The sequence below is a fragment of the Bradyrhizobium sp. G127 genome (assembly GCF_021502575.1).
GTDB lineage: Bacteria > Pseudomonadota > Alphaproteobacteria > Rhizobiales > Xanthobacteraceae > Afipia.
The window spans coordinates 85636-108119 of sequence record NZ_JAKFGN010000002.1; the positions used below are offsets into that span (position 1 = coordinate 85636).

The following is a 22484-nucleotide window of genomic DNA, read 5'->3' on the forward strand; positions in this document are numbered from 1 at the left end:
ATCGAGAAAGGCCATTCCATGAAACGCGTATCGCTCGCTCTGATTCCTCTTCTTGCCGCGTTCGCCGTTCAGACCGCCCAGGCGCAATCGCAGGACAAGCCGAGAGACCGGGGAACGCTGCAGAGCGTGAAGGACCGCGGCACACTGTCCTGCGGCGTGAGCCAGGGCCTGCCGGGTTTCTCGGCGCCGGACGACAAGGGCAACTGGACCGGCCTCGACGTCGATGTCTGCCGCGCCATTGCGGCGGCGATCTTCAACGACGCCACCAAGGTGAAATTCGTGCCGCTGTCGGCGAAGGACCGCTTCACCGCCCTGCAATCCGGCGAAATCGACGTGCTGTCACGCAACTCGACATGGACGCTGTCGCGCGACACCTCGCTCGGCCTGAACTACACCGGCATTTCCTATTATGACGGGCAGGGCTTCCTTGTTCGCAAATCGCTCAAGGTCAATTCCGCGCTGGAGCTGAATAGCGCGTCGATCTGCGTGCAGACCGGCACCACCAACGAGCAGAACGTCTCGGACTACTTCAAGGGCAACAACATGAAGTACGAGCTGATCGCTTTCGGCACCGCGGACGAGACCGTGAAAGCCTACGAGTCCGGCCGCTGCGACGTGTTCACCTCCGACGTGTCGCAGCTTTATGCCGAACGCCTCAAGCTGGCCGCGCCGGCCGATCATGCGGTGCTGCCGGAAGTGATCTCGAAGGAACCGCTCGGCCCCGTCGTGCGCCACGGCGACGACCAGTGGTTCGACATCGTCAAGTGGACATTGTTCGCCATGATCAACGCCGAGGAATACGCCGTCACGCAGAAAAACGTCGACGAGATGGCGAAGTCGAACAAGCCAGAATTGAAGCGCATCTTCGGCACCGACGGCAATCTCGGCGAACAGCTTGGCCTGACCAAGGACTGGGTCACGCGCATCATCAAGGCCACCGGCAACTATGGCGAGTCGTTCGACCGCAACGTCGGCGCCGGCTCCAAACTCCAGATCGCGCGCGGACTGAACAAGCTCTGGAACCAGGGCGGGCTGCAATACGCGCCGCCGATCCGGTAACGGCGTTGCCCGACGCGGCAATGGCTGACGCCCCCCGCAAGCCGCCGCTCCGGCTGGTCGCCCGGCTTCGCCGCACGCTCGGCGGGCAGGCGGGGTGGGCCGGAGTAGTCATCCAGATCCTGTTTGTCGCCGCCGTGGTCTGGATCGGTTACGAGATTGTCGAGAACGCGCGCGCCAACCTGCAGGCGCAACGGATCGCATCGGGCTTCGGCTTCCTGTCGAATACCGCGAGCTTCGCCGTCAGTCAGGCGCTGATTCCATTCAGCGAAAGCGATACCTATGCGCGGGTGTTCGTGGTCGGCCTCTTGAACACACTGCTGGTTTCCATCGTCGGCATCGCGATCGCCACCATCATCGGCGTCGCCGTGGCGCTGGGACGGCTGTCGCCGAACTGGCTGCTGGCGCGGATTTCCGGCGGCTATGTCGAGCTGATCCGCAACCTGCCGCTGCTGTTCCAGATTCTGTTCTGGTATCTGGCCGTGCTGGCGACGCTGCCCAATCCGCGGCAGAGCATCTCGCTGCTGGGCTCCGTGTTTCTCAGCAATCGCGGGCTGGTCGTGCCCAATCCGGTGCCGCAGCCGTCGTTCGGCGTGTTCGCGGTGGCAATTGCGGTCGGCATCGTGGCGTCGCTCGTGATGCGCAGCTATGCGCGGCATCAGTTGTTCGCCAAGGGCGAGAAGCTGACGATCTGGCCGTTCGCGCTGGCGACACTGATCGGTCTGCCCGCGCTGGCGGCAGTTATGTTCGGGGCGCCGGTTAAGTTCGACATGCCGGAATTGAAAGGCTTCAACTTCGCGGGCGGCGCGCGGGTGCTGCCGGAATTCGCCGCGCTGACCATTGCACTCTCGACTTACACCGCCGCATTCATTGCCGAGATCGTGCGCGCGGGAATTCAATCGGTGCCGAAGGGCCAGATGGAGGCGGGGGCGTCGCTCGGCCTCACGCGCGGCCAGACGCTGCGGCAGGTCGTCATTCCGCAGGCGATGCGCGTGATCCTGCCGCCGCTGACCAACCAGTATCTCAACCTCACCAAGAATTCGTCGCTCGCGGTGGCCATCGGCTATCCGGATCTGTTCTCGGTGTTCGCCGGCACGGCATTGAGCCAGACCGGGCAGGCGGTCGAGATCATCGCGCTGACCATGGGCGTCTATCTGCTGCTGTCGCTGGTCACCAGCGCGATCATGAGTTTCTACGGCTGGCGCCTGAACCGGAGCCTCGCCGCATGACCGAGCAGGCTGCATTCATCCGGACCGATCTTGTCGCGCCCCGCACCGCGCCGGTCAAAACGACGGGTGTCGTCGGCTTTGCGCGCGAGCGGCTGTTCAACTCGCCGCTCAACATCATGATGACAGTGGCAGGCGCAATTCTGCTGTGGCTGATCCTGGTGCCCACGGTGAAGTTCCTGTTTGTCGACGCGGTGTGGACCGGCAGCGACCGCAACGCCTGCCTTGAGGCCAACGTGGGTCGTGTGGTCGGCGCCTGCTGGCCGTTCGTGCAGGCGAAGTTCGATCAGTTCATCTACGGCTTTTATCCCGCCGACCAGCGCTGGCGCGTCAATCTCACGTTTGTATTGGGCGCGCTGCTGCTGTTGCCGCTGCTGATCCCGCGCGCGCCGGCGAAAGCGCTCAACTCGGGGCTGTTCTTCATCGCCTATCCGGTGATCGGGTTCTTCCTGCTGCGCGGCGGCGGATTGAAAGGCTTCGCCGTGCACTGGATCGCCGATCTCGGATCGGGTCTGGCGTTGAGTTTTCAGGAGGCAGGCGGCCGCCTCGCATCCACGGCAACGGCAGGTGCGCCGGGGCAGGTCATTTCCTTCCTCGGCAGGCTGGTCGGCTGGATCGGGGATGGACTGGCTCTGCTGGCGTGGCCGCTCGCATGGCTGCGCGATTATATCGAGCGCTTCCATTCGCCGCTGTGGGCGGACTTCATCGCGACCGCGATCATCGTCTCATTGCTGATGTTTGTCCTGACCGGAGGTGTCCGCAACGGCTGGCGCGCCTTGTTCACGAGCATCGCGATCTTTGCCGGCACCGCCGTTGTGATCGCGGTGATGGGTCTCGATCGCGGCGGGTTGCCGATTGTCGATACCCGCGCATGGGGCGGCCTTTTGGTAACGCTGGTGGTGTCGGTCACCGGCATCGTCGCGTCGATGCCGGTCGGCATGGCGCTGGCGCTGGGACGACGCTCGACCATTCCGCTGATCCGCGTGTTTTCGATTGCCTTCATCGAATTCTGGCGCGGCGTGCCGCTGATCACGGTGCTGTTCTTCGCCACCTACATGCTGCCGCTGTTCCTGCCCGGCAACTTCACCGTGGATGGACTGGTGCGGGTGCTGATCGGCATCGCGCTGTTCGCGGGCGCGTACAATGCCGAGGTCATTCGCGGCGGGTTGCAGGCGGTGCCGCGTGGCCAGCCGGAAGCCGCCAGCGCGCTCGGGCTGTCGTACTGGAAGACCACGGGCCTGATCGTGATGCCGCAGGCGCTGCGCCACGTCATTCCGGGACTCGTCAACTCCTTCATCGCACTGTTCAAGGACACCACGCTGGTGCTGATTGTGGCGATCTTCGACCTGCTCGGCCAGTTGCGCGCCTCGTTCGCCGATCCGAACTGGGCAACGCCGACCACGCTGTTCACCGGCTTCGCCTTCACCGGCATTATCTATTTCGTGTTCTGCTTCGGAATGTCGCGCTACTCGCTGTTCGTGGAACGGCGGCTGAATGCCCACAAGAATGTCTGAGATGAAATCATGACCGCAGCCCCCATCGTCGGCATCTCGGGCCTCAACAAATGGTTCGGCGACTTCCATGTGCTGCGCGACATCGACCTCAGCGTCGGGCGCGGCGAGCGCATCGTGATCTGCGGGCCATCGGGCTCCGGCAAATCGACGCTGATCCGCTGCATCAACGCGCTGGAGGAATTTCAGGAAGGCCGCATCAATGTCGATGGCATCGAGCTTGGGCCGAACCTGCGCCATGTCGATGCCGTGCGCCGCGAAGTCGGCATGGTGTTCCAGAGCTTCAACCTGTTTCCGCACCTGACCGTGCTGGAGAACTGCACGCTGGCGCCGATCTGGGTGCGCAACATTCCGAAGAAGGACGCGGAAGCGGCGGCGATGAAGTATCTCGAACGGGTGCGGATTCCCGACAAGGCCAACAAGTATCCCGGCCAGATTTCCGGCGGCCAGCAGCAGCGCGTGGCGATCGCCCGCGCGCTCACCATGAATCCGAAGGTGATGCTGTTCGACGAGCCGACCTCGGCGCTCGATCCAGAAATGGTCAAGGAGGTGCTCGACACCATGGTGGATCTGGCCAAGGAGGGCATGACCATGCTGGTGGTCACCCACGAGATGGGTTTCGCGCGCGAGGTCGCCGACCGCGTGGTGTTCATGGACGCCGGGCAGATCATCGAGGCCAACACGCCGGACCGGTTCTTCTCCAATCCGCAGCACGCGCGGACGAAGCTGTTTCTTAGTCAGATTTTGAGGTGACAAGGCGGGACGCAAACCCAACGTCATTCCGGGACGCGTTCTTCACGCGGACCCGGAATCCAGAAAAATTCATCGGAAGCAACAGCGAGATTCCGGGTTCGCTCGCAAGCGCTCGCGCCCCGGAATGACGTCATTTTAGTCGCTCACACCTTCTCGAACGGCGGCTTGATCGTGCTCTTGCGCTCTAGCCAGGCCGGCACCGGCAGGTTCTTCGAGCGAAGGAAGTCCGGATTGAACAGCTTGGACTGGTAGCGGGTACCATAGTCGCACAGCACGGTCACGATGGTGTGGCCGGGGCCGAGGTCCTTCGCCAGCCGAATGGCGCCTGCGATATTCACGCCGGACGAGCCGCCGACGCAGATGCCTTCATGTTCGAGCAGGTCGAACACGATCGGCACCGCTTCCGCGTCTTCGATGAGATAGGCCTTGTCGACCTTGATGCCTTCGATAATCGGGGTGAGGCGGCCGAGACCAATGCCTTCGGTGACCGAGCCGCCCTCGGTCGATTTCATCTCGCCGTGATCGAAGTAGTTGTACATCGCAGCACCGCGCGGATCGGCGACGCCGATCATGATGTCCTTCTTCTTCTCGCGCAGGAACGTCGCAGTGCCCGCAAGCGTGCCGCCGCTGCCGATCGAGCAGATGAAACCGTCCACCTTGCCGCCGGTCTGCTCCCAGATTTCGGGACCGGTCGAGACGTAATGTGCCTTGCGGTTGTCGAGATTGTTCCACTGGTCGGCGAACAGCACGCCGTTCTTCTCGGTCTTGCGCAGTTCGTCCGCGAGACGGCGGCCGACATGCTGGTAATTGTTCGGATTGCTGTATGGCAGCGCCGGCACCTCGACCAGTTCGGCGCCGAGCAGCCGCAGCACGTCCTTCTTTTCCTGGCTCTGCGTTTCCGGGATCACGATGATGGTGCGGTAGCCGCGCGCGCCTGCGACCAGCGCAAGGCCGATGCCGGTGTTGCCCGCGGTGCTTTCCACCACCAGCCCGCCGGGCTTGAGGTCGCCGCGCTTCTCCGCCTCGAGGATCATCTGCTTGCCGGCGCGGTCCTTCACCGACTGGCCGGGATTCATGAACTCGGCCTTGCCGAGGATGGTGCAGCCGGTCACTTCGGATGCGTGCTTCAGCTTGATGAGCGGGGTATTGCCGATGGCTTCGACGACGTCTTTGCGAATATGCATGAGAGCGAAGGACCTGGGACCGGATGTGTCAGGAGACACAGGAAGGGGGCGAATGTCGGCCGCCAAACTAGTGGCCGCCCGCCGATCCGACAAGGGTGAGGCGCGCAGGCGTGATCTGCCTTGGTTTTGAGATGGTTAGACGTGCTGTTTAAGCCGGTTTCGCGAACACGACCTGCCGCACGTCGATATTGCCGGACAGAAATCCGGCTTCGCAATAGGCGAGATAGTATTCCCACAGCCGCCGGAACCGCTCGTCGAATCCGAGCGGCATCAGGTTCGGCCACGCCGCGCGGAAATTGTCTCTCCATGTCGCGAGCGTCTTGGCATAATCTTCCCCGAAAATGCGCTCGCGGACCACGGGAACGCCGAATTTCTCGCCGAGCGACTTCAACACCTGCGGCGACGGCAGCATGCCGCCGGGGAATACATAACGCTGGATGAAATCGACCTCGCGCCGGTAGGCGTTGAAGAACTTGTCTTGAATGGTGATCGCCTGAATGCCGGCGAAGCCGCCCGGCGCCAGCCGGTCGCGGAGCTGGGTGAAATATTGCGGCCAGAACTGCTCGCCGACGGCTTCGATCATTTCAATGGAGGCGATCCGGTCATATTGCCCGCGCTCGTCGCGGTAGTCCTGCAACCGGATCTCGACCTTGTCGCTCAGGCCTGCGGCCTGAATCCTTTTCTGCGCGAAGTCGCGCTGCTCGGTGCTGATGGTCAATCCCACGACCTGCGCGTCGTAGTTCTTCGCGACATATTCCGCAAAGCCGCCCCAGCCGCAGCCGATTTCCAGAACCTTCTGCCCCGGCTGAAGGTTGATGGCTTCGGCAAGCCGCCGGTACTTGTTGTGCTGGGCGGCGGTGAGATCCTGCGTGCCGTCCTCGAACAGCGCGGACGAATAGGTCATGCTCGGGTCGAGCCACGCCGAATAGAACGAGTTGCCGATGTCGTAATGCGCGTAAATGTTGCGCCGCGCCTGCCGTTTCGTGTTGCGATTGAACCAGTGACGTACATGCTGCACGAAACGCGCGATCGGCTTGCTGCCGAGCATGGTCTGGATCAGATCGTGATTGACGCAGAATATGTAGAGAAACTGCGTCAGGTTCGGCGTGTCCCATTCGCGGCGCAGGTAGGCCTCGGCAATTCCGATATCGCCGCCGCGGGCCAGCCGCCAGGCGAAGCCGTAACTGTAGATCGTCATCTGTGCGGCGGGGCCGGGCTCCAGCCCGCCGCAGCGCACGGTGCGTCCGTCGGGCAGCGTTACGTCCAGCGTGCCGCGCCGCAGTTTCGCTGCGAAGCTGAGTGCGAAACGGACCAGTTTCGGCACGTCCGGAAGGACCGCCTCCACATTGTCCGGAGTGAGAACAATGTCGGGGGTCAGGATGATCGGGTCAGACATCGCGCAATTCCGTCAGTGTGATATGGCCCTGTGTCCAAATCTTCTGCTCGCGTGTGTCGGCCGTTCGTGCGCCGAATTATCTTTCGCTGTTGGTCTTGGAACAAGTCTCGCGCCTTTGAGCCAAAGACGCAAGGCTTCCCAATGAATCGCTGCGATGATTTTGAATGTCACCAACGGCAGTGCAGCGAAAGTTGTCAGCAGCGCGCCCGAGGTCAGCCGCCGCCGCGCGCCGCTGAACGTGGCCGACAAAAGCGGCCCGTCCTGATCCGATTCCAGGATGCGCAGTTTCACGCCGTCTCCCGGCGGCACGATCCGGAAGTGATAGCGCATCGCCATATCGATGAAGGGCGAGACGTAGAACAGCTTGTCCTGCTCCTGTCGGACGCCGGACGCGCTGATCTGGTCGGGCGTGACGGGTAGAGCATAGGAGTGGATGTCGCCGAAGGTGTTGCGGACCTCGTAGATCAGCATCGCCAGCGCGCCATCGGCCCGGCTGCAGAAATACACCGACAGCGGATTGAAGGTGTAACCAAGGAGCCGCGGATAGCACAGCAGCCGGACTTTTCCGCCGGTGAGATCGATTCCGTGCTCGGCTGCGCAGTGCTGCACATAGGATCGCAGCGGCGATCCGTCGCGCTCGCCGTGATCGGCCTCGTGAAAGCTGTAGAGCGCCGCCCGGTTGACGCCGAACAACCGGGACTGCCGGTCCGCTTCGTCGAGCCGGTCGAGGTCGATCAGCAGACTCATGACCTTGTAGCTGAAGCGATGGCTCATTGGTTTGAGCCGCGCATGCATGACGTTGCCGACATACAGCGCCGCCGCATCATCCATGTGCGCCTTGTCCGGCATGATCTACTCCGCTGCCTGCGCAAGCTCTTCGGGCGACTGCCGCCAAGGGACCGACGCTCCCAGCGCGTCCGCGACCGCGAGACCCGCGCGCAGCCCGTCCTCATGAAACCCGTAGCCGGTCCATGCGCCGCAGAACCAGGTGTGACGCTTGCCCTGAATCTCCGGCAGCCGCTTCTGCGCTGCAAAAGCGGCGGCGTCGTATTGCGGATGATCGCACAGGTAGCGCCCGAAGGTCAGGGCAGGGTCGGGAGCGAACGGCGGATTGAGGCTGACGAACAGCGGCATCGAGTCGTCGATCCCCTGCAGCGGATTCATCCAGTAGGTCACCGCGACGTCGTTGACCGGCGTGCCGTGGCGTTTCCAGCGCAAAAAATTCCAGGACGCCCAGGCGCGTTTGCGCTTTGGCATCAGCCGCGGATCGCGGTGCAGATAGACGGTGTTCGGCGCATAGCGGATGTCGCCGAGCACGCGGCGCTCATTGGCATCGGCATCCGCCAGCATCGCCAGCGCCTGATCGCTGTGGGATGCGATGACGACGTGGTCGTAGGTGTCGGTGCGGCCGTGGCTGTCATCAACCACAACGCCATGCGCAGTGCGCCGGATCGAGGTCACGGCGCAGCCGAGGCGAATGCGGTCCCGGAACGAGGCGGTGAGCCTGTCGACATAGACATGGCTGCCGCCCTTGATCGAGCGCCATGTCGGGCGATCGTATTGCAGCAGGCGATGATTGCTGAAGAACGCGACGAAGTTTTCCGCCGGAAAATCGAGAATGCGGTCGGCCGGCGCCGACCAGATCGCCGCGCCCATCGGCGCGAGGTAGTCCGACAGCAGGCGCGGCGCAAATCCGCGCATCGTGAAATACGCGCCGAGCGACAGGTTCTGCAGCGTCCCGTCGGCTTGATCCTTCACGCTCATCTCGTTGAAGGCGAGGATGTCACGCAGCATCCACAGATAGGAGGGGGAGAGCAGGTTGCGCGGCTGCGCGAACAGGCCTTTCGCGGTCTGCGGCCAGGTATCGCCGCCGCCCTTCCATTCGAATCGCCCGCCGTCGGCGGTGACGGCAAAGCTCATGCAGCTTTCGACCGTCTCGACGCCGAGATGGGCGAGCATGGCGGTGAAATCCGGGTAGTTGAGTTCGTTGTAGACGATGAAGCCGGTGTCGACGGCGACCGGTGTTCCATCATAGTCGACGGTGACGGTGTGGCTGTGGCCGCCAGGGCGAAGTTCGCGCTCGTACACCGTCACCGGGTATCGCTGTGACAACGCCCAGGCTGCGGCATTGCCGGCAATTCCCGTTCCAATGATCGCGACGCGCATTCCAAAGCCCCCGTTGCACCAGAGGCTTGAGCTACGGGGCGGTTTGGCCGAAGTTTCAAAGACTTCGAATGTTCGGCCAAATCCCGATCGAACATGAAATCTTCGTAAGGCCGATTCGGCCTCGGGCCCGATGAAGGCACGGAACCCCAGCATTTTCAGGCCTAACTGCGATTCCGGGTGTGACACCGAAGGAACACAGGTCGCTTTTGTCTTGGGGGCCGCGCCGGAACGTCCCTGTCCGCAGCCGGAACAGCCCGCTAGAATGGGATTCTGGCTCTATGGAGAAGTGTGCGCCCCGGTGTTCGAGTTCCCCCTCCAGGTAAGGCGTGGCGTTGTCCCGTCGCCTCCGCTCGCCCTGTGCGCCGCATTCGCGATGGCTGTCACTCTGAGCGGCTGCATTGTCACGTCCGATCTGCCCGATCCGGCGCTGGACGTGCCCGCCGTCTACAAGGAGGCGACGGGTTCCGCCCAGGACAAGCCACCGACGCTGGACTGGTGGCGCGGCTTCCGCTCCCGGGAGCTGACCGTCCTGATGGAAGAGGCGCAGACCGTCAATCTGGACATCGCCGCCGCCGTCGCCCGCATCCGGCAGGCGGACGCGCTGGCGCAGACCGCAGGGGCCGCGCTGCTGCCAAGTCTGACGGGAAGTTTTTCCGGCTCGCGGTCGCGCTCGTCGAGCAACACCGGCGTGGTGACGTCGGGCAGTACGATCGGCGGCCGCGGCGAAGTCACGAATCATAGCGCTTCGCTCAGCGCGAGCTACGAGATCGATTTCTGGGGCAAGAACCGCGACGCCCTGCTGGCGGCGGAAGAAACCGCCAACGCCAACCGCTTCGACCGCGACGTGGTGGCGCTCACCACGCTCGCCAGCGTCGCCACGGCCTATTTCAACGTGGTCGCCTCGCAGGACCGCATCGCCATCGCCACGCGCAACATCGCCAGCGCGCAGCGCATTTACGATGCGATCAAGGCGCGGGTCGATGCAGGCACCGGCTCGGACCTCGATCTGGCGCAGCAGGAAAGCCTGCTCGCAAATCAAAAAGCATCTGTGCCGCCGCTGCGGCAGGCGCTGGCACAGAATGAAAACATTCTGGCCACGCTGGTGGCGCGCCCGCCGGAGCGCGTGCGGCTGACCGGCGGATCGCTCGGAAAAATCGCCGTGCCGCGCGTGACCCCCGGTTTGCCGTCGGAATTGCTGACCCAGCGCCCGGACATCCGGCGTCAGGAAAATCAACTGGCCTCAGCAACAGCAAACGTCGGCAGCGCGCGGGCGCAGTTCTTTCCGAGCATTCAACTGACCGGGCAGGGCGGCTACCAGAGCGCGCAACTGGCGATGCTGTTCACGCCGCAATCGGCGTTCTTCAACGTCGCCGCCGGACTGACGCAGCCGATCTTCGACGCCGGCCGTATCCAGGCTAACTTTGACCTGCAGCAGGCGCGGCAGGACGAACTGCTGCAAACCTATCGCAAGACCGTGGTGTCGGCCTTCGCCGATGTGGACACGGCGCTCGCCACCATCAAGCAGGCCAACGAGCGGCTGCGGCTGCAGCGTACCGTGGTCGCGGCGTCCCGCCGGGCGTTCGAACTGTCCGAACGGCAGCTTCGCGCCGGCACGGCTGACATCGTAACTGTGCTAAACACGCAGCAGACACTATTTCAGGCTGAAGATTCGCTGGCGCAGTTCCAACTCGCCCAGTTGCTTGCAGTCGTCACTCTCTATCAGGCATTGGGCGGCGGCTGGTCGCCAAGAACAACAGAAGGGCCTGCGGATGCTCTTTAAGCCCGAGCTGAACGAAAAGGCCAAAGCGGCCGGCGAAGGCGTTGCACGCGTGGCGTCGGGCGCGCGGCGGCGAACCGTGTCGATCGCGGTGTGGCTGCTGATCATCGGCGGCCTCGGCTACATCGCCTGGACCTACTTCAAGCCGACGCAGACCGCGACCCGAACGCGGCCCGATCTCGCGATCCCGGTGCTCGCCGCGATGCCGCGGATCGAGGACGTGCCGGTCTATCTCGACGGCGTCGGCACCGTGCGCGCGCTCAACAATGTGACGGTGCGTGCGCAGGTGAGCGGCAAGCTGCTGTCGGTGAATTTCAAGGAAGGCCAGGACGTCAAGGCAGGCGATGTGCTCGCCGAAATCGATCCGGCGATCTATCAGGCCCAGTACGATCAGGCGGTGGCCAAGAAGGCGCAGGACGAAGCGACGCTCGCGAATGCGCGGATGGATCTGGTCCGCTATCAGCAACTGGCGACGGCCAAGGCCGGCTCGGCGCAGCAGGCCGATACTCAGAAGTCGCTGGTGGCGCAGCTTGAGGCGCAGGTGAAGTCGGATCAGGCGGCCATCGACAATGCGCAGGCTACCCTCAGCTACACCAAAGTTGTCGCGCCGTTGTCGGGCCGCGCCGGCCTGCGCCAGGTCGATCAAGGCAACATCGTTCAGCCATCGGATGCGACGGGCGTGGTGGTGATCACGCAACTGCAGCCGATCGCGGTCCAGTTCAGCCTGCCGCAGCAGCAGATCGTTCGCGTCAACGCCGCGTCGGCGGCGGGCGCGTTGTCCGTCGACGTGTTTGGCAACGACGGCAGGACCGTGGTCGATACCGGCAAGGTGACCGGCATGGACAACCAGGTCGACCAGACCACGGGCACGGTGAAGGTCAAGGCGGAGTTTCCCAACGCCAGCTTCCAGCTCTGGCCGGGACAGTTCGTCAACGTGCGCCTCAAGGTGCAGACGCTCGACAAGGCCCTCGTGGTGCCGACCGCCGCGGTTCAGCGCGGCCCGGCCGGCACGTTCGTCTATGTCATCGGCGAGAACGACATCGTGTCGGCGCGCACGGTCAAGGTCACGCAGCAGACCGAGACCAATGCCGTGATCGCCTCGGGCATCACGGTCCAGGATCAGGTGGTGACGACCGGCTTCGCCAACCTGTCCGAAGGCGCGAAGGTCACGATCAGCAAGGATTATCAGGCGCCGACGCCGGACCTCGCACCACGCCGGCAGAAAGGCCCTCCCGGCGAAAAAGGCCAGCGCGGCGAGAAGGGCGAACGCCGGGGTCAGAAGGAGCAGGGGGCCTCTCCGCAAGGCGGACAACAACCGGCGGGCGGCGGCGCGAAAGCGCCGCAGTGATCCCGTCTGACGCAAAACCTGTGAGCGCGCGACGATGAGCGTCTCTGAGCCATTCATCCACCGGCCGATCGCGACGTCGCTGCTCGGCGTCGCGCTGCTGATCGGCGGCGCGCTCGGATATTGGTTCTTGCCGGTGTCGGCCTTGCCGCAGGTCGATTTTCCGACCGTGCAGGTCACGACGCAACTGCCCGGCGCCAGCCCCGATGTCGCGGCGTCTCTCGTCACCGCGCCGCTGGAACGCCAGCTCGGACAAATTCCGTCGCTGGTGTCGATGAACTCGGTGAGTTCGTTCGGCGTCAGCCAGATTTCATTGCAGTTCGATCTCAACCGCGACATCGACGGCGCGACACAGGATGTGCAGGCCGCCATCAACGCCGCTGCGGGGGTGCTGCCGAAAAACCTGCCGTATCCGCCGACCTACGCCAAGGTCAATCCAGCCGACGCGCCGGTGATGACGCTGGCGATGACCTCGGACACTTCGTCGCTGCGCGCCATGAGCGATCTCGCCGACACCATGATGGCGCAGCGGCTGGCGCAGATTTCCGGCGTCGGCCGAGTCTCCATTCTGGGCGGCTTGAAACCCGCCGTGCGCGTGCAAGCCGATCTGGCCCGGCTCGCGGCCTACGGCATTTCGATGGAAGACCTGCGCACGGCGATTGCCGGCGCCAACGTATCGGGGCCGAAGGGGTCGCTCGACGGCGCGCAACAGGCCTACACCATCGCCGCCAACGACCAGATCACCGCCGCCGACGCCTACAGGCCGATCATCATCGCCTATCGCAACAGTTCGCCGGTCACCATCGGCGACGTAGCCCAGATCATCGACGGTCTGGAGAACGAGAAGACCGGGGCCTGGTATCAGGGCAAACCCGCCGTGGTCATCGAGATCCAGCGCCAGCCCGGCGCCAACGTCATCGACGTGGTGCGGCAGATCCGCGAGGAAATTCCCAAGCTGCAAAAAGCCGTTCCGGCCGGCGTCGACCTGACCGTTGTCAGCGACCGCACCGTGACCATCCGCGCCTCGGTCCGCGACGTGCAGTTCACGCTGGTGCTCAGCGTCGTGCTGGTGACGCTGGTGGTGCTGATTTTCCTGCGCTCGCTGCGCGCCACCCTGATCGCGGGCGTGGCGCTGCCGCTGTCGCTGATCACCTCGTTCGGGGTCATGTATTTCGCCGGCTTCAGCCTCGACAACCTCTCGCTGATGGCGCTGACCATCGGCACCGGCTTCGTGGTCGACGATGCGATCGTGATGATCGAGAACATCGTCCGCCATATGGAGAACGGCGAGAGCGTCATGGAGGCGTCGCTGAAGGGCGCCAGCGAAATCGGCTTCACCGTGATCTCGCTGACGGTCTCGCTGATCGCGGTGTTCATTCCGCTGCTGTTCATGTCCGGCCTCGTCGGCCGCATGTTCCGGGAGTTCGCGCTGACGCTCACCATCGCCGTGGTCACATCCGCGGTGGTGTCGCTGACCCTGACGCCGATGATGTGCTCGCGGCTCTTGAAGATGCACCACGAGGAATTCCAGGTGCCCGGTCTCGCCACGCTCTCGGGCTGGATCGACCGCATGGTCGCGTTCTATCACCGCACGCTGCTCTGGGTGCTGCGGCATCAGCGCGCCACGCTGGTGGTGACGTTCCTCACCATCATCGCCACCCTCGCGCTCTATGTGTTCGTACCGAAGGGCTTCCTGCCGCTGCAGGATACGGCGTCGATCACCGCCATCACCGAAGCCGGACCGGAAGTGTCTTTCACCGACATGAAGCTGCGGCAGACCCAGGTCGCCGACGCGATCAAGGCCGATCCCGACATCGTCGGCGTAGTCTCGGTGGTCGGCGCGGGCTCGGTCAACCCGACCACCAATGTCGGCCGTCTCGTCCTGACCCTGAAGCCGCGCGGCGAGCGCAAGACCGATATTTCTGTGGTGGTGGATCGCCTCAAGCAGCGCGTGGCGGCCATCCCCGGCATGACGGTTTACTTTCAGGCCGTGCAGGACATTCAGATCAGCACCCGCGCCAGCCGGTCGCAGTACCAGTACACGCTGACTGCGACCGATTCCGCCGCCGTCGTCGAATGGTCGAACAAGCTGATCCAGGAGATGCGCCGCGACCCGATGTTCCGCGACGTCTCGTCGGACGGGCAGGAGGGCGGTCTTCGCGCCATCGTCAATATCGACCGTCAGCGTGCGGGCCAGCTCGGCGTCTCGGTGCAGGCGGTCAACGACACGCTGAACGACGCCTTCAGCCAGCGGCAGATTTCGACGATCTTCGGACAGGCCAACCAGTATCGTGTCGTGCTCGAAGCGCTGCCGGAATATCAGCGCGATCCGTCGGTGCTGTCGAAACTGTATGTGCCGGGCGCGGCCGGCGCGACCGGATCGCCCAACGCGCAGGTGCCGATCGAGGCCGTCGCCAGCATCGTGCGGACCACCGCGCCGCTGTCGATTTCGCACCAGTCGCAGTTCCCGGCGGTGTCGCTGTCGTTCAATCTCGCGCCGGGCGAGGCGCTCGGCAACGCGGTCGCGAAGGTCGCGGAGATCGAGGCGCGCATCGGCATGCCGGGCAACATCGTGGGCCTCTATACGGGCGACGCCGCCGAGTTCTCCAAGTCACTGTCGGGCCAGCCGTGGCTGATCCTCGCCGCGCTGGTGACGATCTATATCGTGCTCGGCGTGCTGTACGAGAGCTACATTCACCCGATCACCATTCTCTCGACGCTGCCCTCCGCCGGCGTCGGCGCGATCCTCGCGCTGATGCTGTGCGGGCAGGATCTGTCGGTGATCGGCCTGATCGGCATTATTCTCCTGATGGGTATCGTCAAGAAGAACGCTATCATGATGATCGACTTCGCGCTGGAAGCGGAGCGGCATCAGGGCATGTCGGCCTACGACGCCATCGTGCAGGCGTGCCTGCTGCGCTTCCGCCCCATTATGATGACGACACTGGCGGCGCTGTTCGGCGCGCTGCCGCTGGCGCTTGAAAGCGGCACCGGCTCCGAACTGCGGTTTCCACTCGGTGTCTCGATTATCGGCGGCCTGATCGTGTCGCAAATCCTCACGCTCTACACCACGCCGGTCATCTATCTTGCGCTGGACCGGATCAATCGCCGGATCGAAGCCGCGGTGCCGCCTGACGAGTCCGGCAAGCCGTCGCCGCCGATCGCGGGAGCGACCGAGGGCATCCAGTAATGGCCTCGCTCTCCGAACCATTCATCCGCAGGCCGGTCGGCACCACGCTGCTGGCGATCGGACTGTTTCTGGTCGGAGCCGTCGCCTACAACTTTCTTCCTGTCGCCAGCATCCCGTCGGTCGATTTCCCGTCGATCCGGGTTTCGGCCTCGCGGCCCGGCGCCGATCCGACCATCATGGCGTCCACGGTCGCGGCACCCCTGGAGCGGCGGCTCGGCGAAATCGCCGGCATCGACCAGATCACCTCGACCAGTTCGCTGGGCACCACCAGCATCTCGCTGCAATTCGCCATCGGCCGCAACATCGACAAGGCGGCGCGCGACGTGCAGGCCGCGATCAACGCCTCGCTGTCGGACCTTCCGACCGACCTGCCGACGCTGCCGAATTTCCGGAAGGCCAATCCGGCGGCCTCGCCGGTGCTGATCATCGCGCTGACCTCGAAAACCATGCTGTCGAGCGCGATCTATGACGTCGCCGACACCGTCATCGCCCAGCGCATTTCGCAGGTGCCGGGTGTCGGCGAAGTGACGGTGAGCGGCGCGGACCAGCCGGCCGTGCGCGTCCAGCTTAACCCCGGCGCGCTCTCGACCGCGGGCATCGCCAGCGACGACGTGCGCACTGCGATCGTCAACGCCAACGCCATCGGCCCGGTCGGCGCGTTCAACGGCCCGGTGCTCGGCGAGACTCTCGCCACCAATCCGCAGATGCGGACCGCGGCGCAGTTCCGCGACATCGTCATCAAGAGCGCCAACGGCAATTTCGTGAAGCTGTCGGATGTCGCCAATGTCGTCGACGCCACCCGCAACAGCCGCTCCGTAGCGTGGTTCAACAAGCAGCCCGCGGTGCTGATCCTGATCACCAAGCAGCAGGACGCCAACGTGATCGACACGGTGGATCGGGTGAAGGCGCTGCTGCCCGAGCTCAAGCAGTGGATTCCTGGCGGGGTGGAGATTTCCATTCTGTCGGATCGCACCGGCACCATCCGCGCCAATGTCGAGGACATGGAATGGACGCTGGGCGCGACCGCGTTTCTGGTGATGCTGGTGGTGTTCGTGTTCGTGCGGCGGCTGACGCCGACCATCGCGGCGGGCATTTCCGTGCCGCTGGCGCTGGCCGGAACGTGTGCTGCGATGTGGGTCGCGGGATTTTCGATCAATAATCTGTCGCTGATGGCGCTCGCGGTGTCGGTCGGCTTCGTGGTCGACGACGCCATCGTCATGATCGAGAACATGTACCGCAATCTCGAAGACGGCATGAAGCCGTATCAGGCGGCTTTACTCGGCGCCAAGCAGATCGGCTTCACCGTGCTGTCCATCAGTATTTCTTTGGTGGCGGCGTTCACGCCGCTGATCTTCATGGACGGCATCGTCGGACGGCTGTTTCGCGAATTCTCGCTGACGCTGACCTTCGCTATCCTGGTGTCGATGGTGGTGTCGCTGACCGTGACGCCGATGATCTGCGCGCACTACATCAAGACCACGGTTTCGCCGGACGCGACGTGGTTCGACCGGCTGATCGAAGGCAGCCTGTCCCGGATCGTCAGATTCTACGAACGCACGCTGCACATCGTGCTTCGCTTCCCGTTCCTGACCATGGTGGTGTTCGTCGCCACCATCGCGCTGACCGTCACGCTGTATATCAAGACGCCGAAAGGATATTTTCCGACCGACGACAGCGGTCTGGTGATCGGCTCGACCCGCGCATCGCCCGACGTCTCGTTTCAGGCCATGCTCGGCCTGCAGCAGCGGATCGCCGACATCGTGATGGCCGATCCGGCGGTGGCGGGCGTCGGATCGAGCCTCGGCGGCAGCGGCGGGCCGGGCGGGGGCGGGGCCAACCGCGGCACCATGTTCATCAGCCTGAAGGAGCTTGAAGAGCGCGGCGGTCTGACCACCACGCAGGTCATCGACCGGCTGCGGCGCAATCTCGGGCAGGTGCCCGGCATCCGGCTGTTCATGTTTGCCGCGCAGGATTTGCGCGCGGGCGGCCGCCAGAGCGACTCCAACTATCAATACACGCTGATCAGTTCCGATCTGGATTTGCTGGCGAAGTGGGCGCCGATCGTGGCGAAGAAATTCGAAAGCGTCGAAGGCATCACCGACGTCTCCAGCGACCGCGACGCCGCGGGCCTCGCGCTGAACCTGTCGATCGACCGCAAGACCGCCGCAAGCCTCGGCGTCCAGGTTCAGGACATCGACAACGCGCTGAACAATGCCTTCTCGCAGCGCCAGATTTCGATCATCTACACCCAGCGGAACCAGTACCAGATCGTGCTGGAAGTCGATCCGCGATTGCAGGGCGACCCATCGGCGCTGGACAAGATTTATGTCGCGGGCGCCGGCGATGCGCAGGTGCCGCTGTCGGCGGTGGTGCATATGGAGCGGGGGCTGTCGCCGCTGTCCGTCTACCATCAGGCGTCGTATCCCTCGAACACCATTTCGTTCAACGTGCCCGACGGCGTGCCGCTGCAGACCGCAACGAACAACATCCAGCAGGCGATTGAAGAACTTCACATGCCGGAAGGCATTCGCGGCGAGTTTGCCGGCAATGCCGCCGACAGCCAGAAGACCGCCAACAAGCAGCCGCTCTTGATCCTCGGCGCGCTGATCGCGGTCTATATCGTGCTCGGCGTGCTGTATGAGAGCCTCGCCCATCCGCTGACGATCATCTCCACCTTGCCGTCGGCGGGGCTCGGCGCGCTGCTCGCCTTGCAATTGACCAACACGCCGCTGACGGTGATCGCCTTCATCGGCATCATTCTGCTGATCGGAATCGTGAAGAAGAACGGAATCATGATCGTCGATTTCGCGCTGGAGGGCGAACGGCAGCGCGGACTGTCGTCGGAGGGCGCGATCTTCGAGGCCTGCCTCGCGCGGTTCCGGCCGATCCTGATGACGACCATGGCAGCGTTGCTGGCCGCAGTCCCGCTGGTGCTGGCGACCGGGCCGGGCACCGAGTTGCGCAGGCCGCTCGGTATCACCATCATCGGCGGGCTGATCGTGTCGCAGATCCTGACGCTCTACACGACGCCGGTGATCTATCTGCTAATCGACCGGCTGCGCGGCCGACAGCGGCCGGTGCCGGTCACGAGCGCCACTCCGGCGGAATAGAAGTATTTGCGGCAGCGCACGCGGCAATGGAACTTCGGGGTTCCGGTTGCGTTGAGCCGGTATGAATAAACCGCCAATTCAAGAAGTTACCTCTGAAACCGGAGCACCGGTGGAAGCACCTCCGCCGGAAATCCTGGAGGCCGATCCGGCGATTTCACCCGAGGAAGCCGAGCAGATCAGGCGCGATTACCTGCTGACCCGGTTCGCGATCAGCGCCCGGGGCTTCTGGGGCAAGGGCGGCGGCCGTCTGGCGTGGGTTTTGACCCTCAGTCTGCTTGCTCTGATCGTCCTGCAGATCACCTTTCAGTACGGAATTAATGTCTGGAACAGGGCAATCTTCGACGCCATCGAGAAGAAGGACGCCGCCAGGGTTTTCTACCTGACTGGCGTGTTCTTTCCGCTGGCGATCGGAAGCGTGGTGCTCGGCGTGACGCAGGTCTTCACGCGGATGAGCATCCAGCGCCGCTGGCGGGCATGGCTAACGAATTCGGTCGTGTCGCGCTGGCTGACCAACGGCCGCTACTATCAGCTCAATCTCGTCAGCGGCGACCACCAGAACCCGGAATATCGCATTGCTGAGGATCTGCGGGTGGCTACCGACGCGCCGGTCGATTTTGCGGCGGGCGTAACGCAGGCCTTTCTGTCGGCGGCGACGTTCATCGTCGTGCTGTGGACGATCGGCGGCGCGATGACGCTGTCCGTTGGCAGCGCGACCGTGACCATTCCCGGCTTTCTCGTCGTCGCGGCCGTGATCTACGCGGCCGTCGCGAGCGGCTCGATGATCGTCATCGGTCGCCATTTCGTGTCGGTGTCCGAAGCCAAGAACCAGGCGGAGGCCGAGTACCGCTACACGCTGACGCGCGTGCGCGAGAACGGCGAAAGCATCGCCTTGCTCGGTGGCGAGGAAGAAGAACGCTCCGGCATCGACAAATCTTTTACCGGCGTGTTGCGGCAATGGGCGCGGTTGTGCGGCCAGCACATGCGCACCACCATCGTCTCGCAGGGATCGAACCTGATCGCGCCGGTGATCCCGATCCTGCTTTGCGCGCCGAAGTTTCTCGAAGGCAGCATGTCGCTCGGGCAGGTCATGCAGGCGGCGTCGGCCTTCACGATCGTCCAGCATGCATTCGGCTGGCTGGTGGACAACTATCCGCGCCTGGCGGAATGGAACGCCGGCGCGCGCCGCATCGCTTCGCTCATGATGTCGCTCGACGGCCTGGAGCGGGCGGAATCCGGAGACGGAGTAAATCGCATCAAGCGCGGTGAGACCGAAGGCAATGCGATGCTGCGGCTCAACGATCTGTCGGTGACGCTGGACGACGGCACCGCCGTTGTCGGCCAATCGGAAATCCTGATCGAACCCGGCGAGCGGGTGCTGGTGTCCGGCGAGTCCGGCACGGGCAAGAGCACGCTGGTGCGCGCGATTGCGGGACTTTGGCCATGGGGCGGCGGCAGTGTCGATTTTCATGCCGACCGCCGCATGTTCATGCTGCCGCAGAAGCCCTACATCCCGTCGGGAACGCTGCGGCGCGCGGTTGCCTATCCCGGTGCGGCGGAAGACTGGACCATGGAGCAGATGGGCGACGTGCTGGACAAGGTGGGTCTTGCCCATCTCAAGGAGAAAATCGAGGAAGATTCGCCCTGGGATCAGACATTGTCGGGCGGAGAGAAGCAGCGGCTCGCGTTTGCGCGGCTGCTGCTGCATCGGCCCGACATCATCGTTCTCGACGAGGCCACGTCCGCGCTCGATGCCAAGGGGCAGGACAACATGATGGGGCTACTCAACGAGGAACTGAAGGATGCGACCATCATCAGCGTCGCCCATCGCCCGGAGCTGGAAGCGTTTCACTCACGCAAGATTACCCTTGAGCGCCGCAAGGGTGGTGCCAAGCTGGTGAGCGATGTCGAACTGATCCCGCGCAGCGGCCGCCGGCTTCTGCTGGGCCGCTGGCTGCGTGGACGCACCGTCCATCCGCCGACACGGGCGGCCTGAGGCCCGCAATTGGCCCCTGACCGGTTGCTGACGCCGGGCGCGGAGCGTATAGCCGGGCCATGTCCAAATCCGCCAAAACTGTTGCCGCCGATACCGCTGAAGAGATCGAGGAATGCCCTCATTGCGGCAAGCCGCTGCCGCTGTGCATCTGCGACAGCATTGAGCCCATCAACAACAAGATCGAACTCTTGATCCTGCAGCATCCGCAGGAGCAGGACAGGGCGCTCGGCACGGCGCGGCTGACGGCGCAGCATTTCAAGAAAGCCACCCTCAAGATCGGGCTGTCATGGCCGAGCCTGTCCAAGGCGCTCGGGCGCAGCGTCGATCCGCAGGACTGGGCGATCCTTTATCTTGGCTCGGCCAAGGTCGCCGACCTCGCCACCGAACGCGACGTCGTCGCCATCGATCGCAAGGGCGAGATCGAGGACAACCAGCGCTCGATCCTGAAAGACATCGAAGGCATCGTGCTGCTCGACGGCACGTGGAGCCAGGCCAAGGCGCTGTGGTGGCGCAATGCGTGGATGCTGAAATGCCGCCGCATCATTCTCGGCCCCGCGCGTCCGTCGCTTTATGGCAAGCTGCGCAAGGAGCCGCGCAGCGATGGCCTCTCGACCATCGAGGCGGCCGGACTGGTGCTCTCCCGGCTCGAAGGCCGTCCCGAGATAGAGACAACGCTGAACGCAACCTTCCAGCGCATGCTTTCTCAGTACAAGGCCGTGCAGACTACCATGCCGGAACTGGCTCCGAAGCCGAAGAAGCGCGACTACCGGCGTCCGGAAAACCGGCGCGGCAAGAAATCATCGGCGAAAACACACGCGTGACCGCGGCGAACGCGCGTTCACCTCACCATCCGCCGACGTTCTGGATCAACAACACACCCACGATCACCGCCAGCGTCGCGGCGGTGGCGATCAGCATCGAACGCGAACTCATTCCGCGTCCGATCCACCACAGCAGGGCGGCGCACATCAGAACCGGAACGATGATGTCGAGCGGCGTGCTCATTCGCGGTCCTTGGCGCGGACCGCGGCCTTGGCCTTCCGCTCCATCCACTTGCGTTCCATCCATCCGAGTGCATCGGCCAGCGGCTTCTGCAGGAAGGGAACGTCCTGTGCGATCAGGAGCAGGCCGAGCGGCAACATCCAGAGTCCCACCACCGGCAGGAAGCTGAGAATGCCGCCCAGGATGAGCAGCGCCGCCACGGGAATCCGCACCCACATCGAGGACGGCTGCCGCACCCAGCGCACGAAACGGGCCGGCTTCTCCGGAAGCCGCTCGGCAAACCACTCGAAGTGGCGATCAAGTTCGGCTCTGGCTTCTGCGCTCACGTGAAACCCACCTGTGTCCCGGATAGCCCGCAGCCCCCTCAGTCACGGGAGCTATATACGCGTGTTATCCTCCGCAAGGCGGAACGTGGCAGGTGAATCTGGCAAGTGATTGAATTTGTTGGCTCCCCGGGCTGGATTCGAACCAGCGACCATTCGATTAACAGTCGAATGCTCTACCGCTGAGCTACCGAGGAATACTGCTGAAGCAGCAATGGGGCCGCATATAACAAAGGCCCCGAGTCTTGCAAAGCGTTAATCGCGAAAATGCGGAAGTGCACGAACGGCAAGGGAATTTGGCGGCCGCGCCCGCAATTCAACGGCGCACTTCGGCCCTTCGCCGCGCCCGGGCGGGAATCCAGCCACTGCATCCTCATCGGCGTCACGAGATCGCGGCTTCGGGCAAAGAGGGCGGCGATGCCCACCATGTTCGTCTGGCTCGCGGACGACGT

The 22484-nt window shown here is 63.9% G+C and carries 16 protein-coding genes and 1 tRNA gene; 10 read left to right on the top strand and 7 right to left on the bottom strand.

The features are described from left to right. The first annotated feature begins 18 nt into the window (after nucleotides 1–18). The 4 genes from LVY71_RS12335 to LVY71_RS12350 are packed head-to-tail and all read left to right on the top strand — an operon-like array spanning nucleotide 19 to nucleotide 4546. A complete protein-coding gene (locus LVY71_RS12335; protein WP_235100183.1) occupies nucleotides 19–1059 on the top strand; it encodes an amino acid ABC transporter substrate-binding protein in 1041 nt (346 codons plus the stop codon). A gap of 20 nt (nucleotides 1060–1079) precedes the next feature. Beyond that, nucleotides 1080–2285 carry an amino acid ABC transporter permease gene (locus LVY71_RS12340; RefSeq protein WP_235100184.1) on the top strand — a complete coding sequence of 402 codons (1206 nt, stop codon included), beginning with the start codon at nucleotides 1080–1082 and terminating at the stop codon, nucleotides 2283–2285. Further along, nucleotides 2282–3796: an amino acid ABC transporter permease gene (locus LVY71_RS12345; protein WP_235100185.1), complete on the top strand. Its 1515-nt coding sequence runs from the start codon at nucleotides 2282–2284 to the stop codon at nucleotides 3794–3796. Before LVY71_RS12340 ends, LVY71_RS12345 begins: the two co-directional genes overlap by 4 nt. A 9-nt stretch (nucleotides 3797–3805) precedes the next feature. Beyond that, nucleotides 3806–4546 carry an amino acid ABC transporter ATP-binding protein gene (locus LVY71_RS12350; protein ID WP_249788526.1) on the top strand — a complete coding sequence of 247 codons (741 nt, stop codon included), beginning with the start codon at nucleotides 3806–3808 and terminating at the stop codon, nucleotides 4544–4546. A gap of 143 nt (nucleotides 4547–4689) precedes the next feature. On the opposite strand, the gene LVY71_RS12355 is transcribed toward LVY71_RS12350, so the two are convergent. From LVY71_RS12355 to LVY71_RS12370, 4 genes are all read right to left on the bottom strand, one after another. Beyond that, the gene (locus tag LVY71_RS12355; protein ID WP_235100186.1) at nucleotides 4690–5730 is read right to left on the bottom strand and encodes a cysteine synthase A; all 1041 of its coding nucleotides are present in this window, start codon (nucleotides 5728–5730) and stop codon (nucleotides 4690–4692) included. A 148-nt stretch (nucleotides 5731–5878) separates the two neighbouring features. Next, complete coding sequence (locus tag LVY71_RS12360) at nucleotides 5879–7126, bottom strand: SAM-dependent methyltransferase (RefSeq protein ID WP_235100187.1); 1248 nt, start codon at nucleotides 7124–7126, stop codon at nucleotides 5879–5881. Between the two features lie 12 nt (nucleotides 7127–7138). Beyond that, a complete protein-coding gene (locus tag LVY71_RS12365) occupies nucleotides 7139–7975 on the bottom strand; it encodes a DUF1365 domain-containing protein (protein WP_235100188.1) in 837 nt (278 codons plus the stop codon). A 3-nt stretch (nucleotides 7976–7978) separates the two neighbouring features. Further along, nucleotides 7979–9292 (bottom strand): NAD(P)/FAD-dependent oxidoreductase, encoded by a 1314-nt coding sequence (locus LVY71_RS12370; RefSeq protein WP_235100189.1) that lies wholly within the window; start codon nucleotides 9290–9292, stop codon nucleotides 7979–7981. Between the two features lie 373 nt (nucleotides 9293–9665). Between LVY71_RS12370 and LVY71_RS12375 the strand changes: the two genes are divergently transcribed. The 6 genes from LVY71_RS12375 to LVY71_RS12400 all read left to right on the top strand — a co-directional run bounded on the left by LVY71_RS12375 (nucleotide 9666) and on the right by LVY71_RS12400 (nucleotide 21528). Then, nucleotides 9666–11072, top strand: coding sequence for an efflux transporter outer membrane subunit (locus LVY71_RS12375; protein WP_235100190.1), 1407 nt, complete (start codon nucleotides 9666–9668; stop codon nucleotides 11070–11072). Beyond that, the gene (locus LVY71_RS12380; protein WP_235100191.1) at nucleotides 11062–12417 is read left to right on the top strand and encodes an efflux RND transporter periplasmic adaptor subunit; all 1356 of its coding nucleotides are present in this window, start codon (nucleotides 11062–11064) and stop codon (nucleotides 12415–12417) included. The genes LVY71_RS12375 and LVY71_RS12380 overlap by 11 nt, the downstream gene beginning before the upstream one ends. Nucleotides 12418–12451: 34 nt before the next feature. Further along, nucleotides 12452–15604, top strand: a complete 3153-nt coding sequence (locus LVY71_RS12385; protein WP_235100192.1) for an efflux RND transporter permease subunit — start codon at nucleotides 12452–12454, stop codon at nucleotides 15602–15604. Next, nucleotides 15604–18714 (top strand): efflux RND transporter permease subunit, encoded by a 3111-nt coding sequence (locus LVY71_RS12390; RefSeq protein WP_235100193.1) that lies wholly within the window; start codon nucleotides 15604–15606, stop codon nucleotides 18712–18714. Before LVY71_RS12385 ends, LVY71_RS12390 begins: the two co-directional genes overlap by 1 nt. Before the next feature lie 61 nt (nucleotides 18715–18775). Next, on the top strand, nucleotides 18776–20707 hold the full coding sequence (locus LVY71_RS12395) for an ABC transporter ATP-binding protein/permease (RefSeq protein WP_235100194.1): 1932 nt from the start codon (nucleotides 18776–18778) through the stop codon (nucleotides 20705–20707). Between the two features lie 59 nt (nucleotides 20708–20766). Next, nucleotides 20767–21528, top strand: a complete 762-nt coding sequence (locus LVY71_RS12400; protein ID WP_235100195.1) for a tRNA-uridine aminocarboxypropyltransferase — start codon at nucleotides 20767–20769, stop codon at nucleotides 21526–21528. A gap of 22 nt (nucleotides 21529–21550) precedes the next feature. Here LVY71_RS12400 and LVY71_RS12405 read toward each other — a convergent pair whose 3' ends face one another. From LVY71_RS12405 to LVY71_RS12415, 3 genes are all read right to left on the bottom strand, one after another. Next, nucleotides 21551–21712 (bottom strand): hypothetical protein, encoded by a 162-nt coding sequence (locus LVY71_RS12405; RefSeq protein WP_235100196.1) that lies wholly within the window; start codon nucleotides 21710–21712, stop codon nucleotides 21551–21553. Further along, nucleotides 21709–22035, bottom strand: coding sequence for a hypothetical protein (locus LVY71_RS12410; protein ID WP_235100197.1), 327 nt, complete (start codon nucleotides 22033–22035; stop codon nucleotides 21709–21711). Before LVY71_RS12410 ends, LVY71_RS12405 begins: the two co-directional genes overlap by 4 nt. Nucleotides 22036–22154: 119 nt before the next feature. Then, a tRNA-Asn gene (locus LVY71_RS12415) sits at nucleotides 22155–22229 on the bottom strand. Nucleotides 22230–22484 lie beyond the last annotated feature (255 nt).

Excerpts from the sequence above, each read along its gene's own strand:
- LVY71_RS12385 (WP_235100192.1), top strand. The coding sequence starts at position 12,452 with ATGAGCGTCTCTGAGCCATTCATCCACCGGCCGATCGCGACGTCGCTG.
- LVY71_RS12350 (WP_249788526.1), top strand. The coding sequence starts at position 3,806 with ATGACCGCAGCCCCCATCGTCGGCATCTCGGGCCTCAACAAATGGTTC.
- LVY71_RS12400 (WP_235100195.1), top strand. The coding sequence starts at position 20,767 with ATGTCCAAATCCGCCAAAACTGTTGCCGCCGATACCGCTGAAGAGATC.
- LVY71_RS12375 (WP_235100190.1), top strand. The coding sequence starts at position 9,666 with ATGGCTGTCACTCTGAGCGGCTGCATTGTCACGTCCGATCTGCCCGAT.
- LVY71_RS12365 (WP_235100188.1), bottom strand. The coding sequence starts at position 7,975 with ATGCCGGACAAGGCGCACATGGATGATGCGGCGGCGCTGTATGTCGGC.
- LVY71_RS12395 (WP_235100194.1), top strand. The coding sequence starts at position 18,776 with ATGAATAAACCGCCAATTCAAGAAGTTACCTCTGAAACCGGAGCACCG.
- LVY71_RS12370 (WP_235100189.1), bottom strand. The coding sequence starts at position 9,292 with ATGCGCGTCGCGATCATTGGAACGGGAATTGCCGGCAATGCCGCAGCC.
- LVY71_RS12355 (WP_235100186.1), bottom strand. The coding sequence starts at position 5,730 with ATGCATATTCGCAAAGACGTCGTCGAAGCCATCGGCAATACCCCGCTC.
- LVY71_RS12335 (WP_235100183.1), top strand. The coding sequence starts at position 19 with ATGAAACGCGTATCGCTCGCTCTGATTCCTCTTCTTGCCGCGTTCGCC.
- LVY71_RS12390 (WP_235100193.1), top strand. The coding sequence starts at position 15,604 with ATGGCCTCGCTCTCCGAACCATTCATCCGCAGGCCGGTCGGCACCACG.
- LVY71_RS12340 (WP_235100184.1), top strand. The coding sequence starts at position 1,080 with ATGGCTGACGCCCCCCGCAAGCCGCCGCTCCGGCTGGTCGCCCGGCTT.
- LVY71_RS12405 (WP_235100196.1), bottom strand. The coding sequence starts at position 21,712 with ATGAGCACGCCGCTCGACATCATCGTTCCGGTTCTGATGTGCGCCGCC.
- LVY71_RS12345 (WP_235100185.1), top strand. The coding sequence starts at position 2,282 with ATGACCGAGCAGGCTGCATTCATCCGGACCGATCTTGTCGCGCCCCGC.
- LVY71_RS12380 (WP_235100191.1), top strand. The coding sequence starts at position 11,062 with ATGCTCTTTAAGCCCGAGCTGAACGAAAAGGCCAAAGCGGCCGGCGAA.
- LVY71_RS12360 (WP_235100187.1), bottom strand. The coding sequence starts at position 7,126 with ATGTCTGACCCGATCATCCTGACCCCCGACATTGTTCTCACTCCGGAC.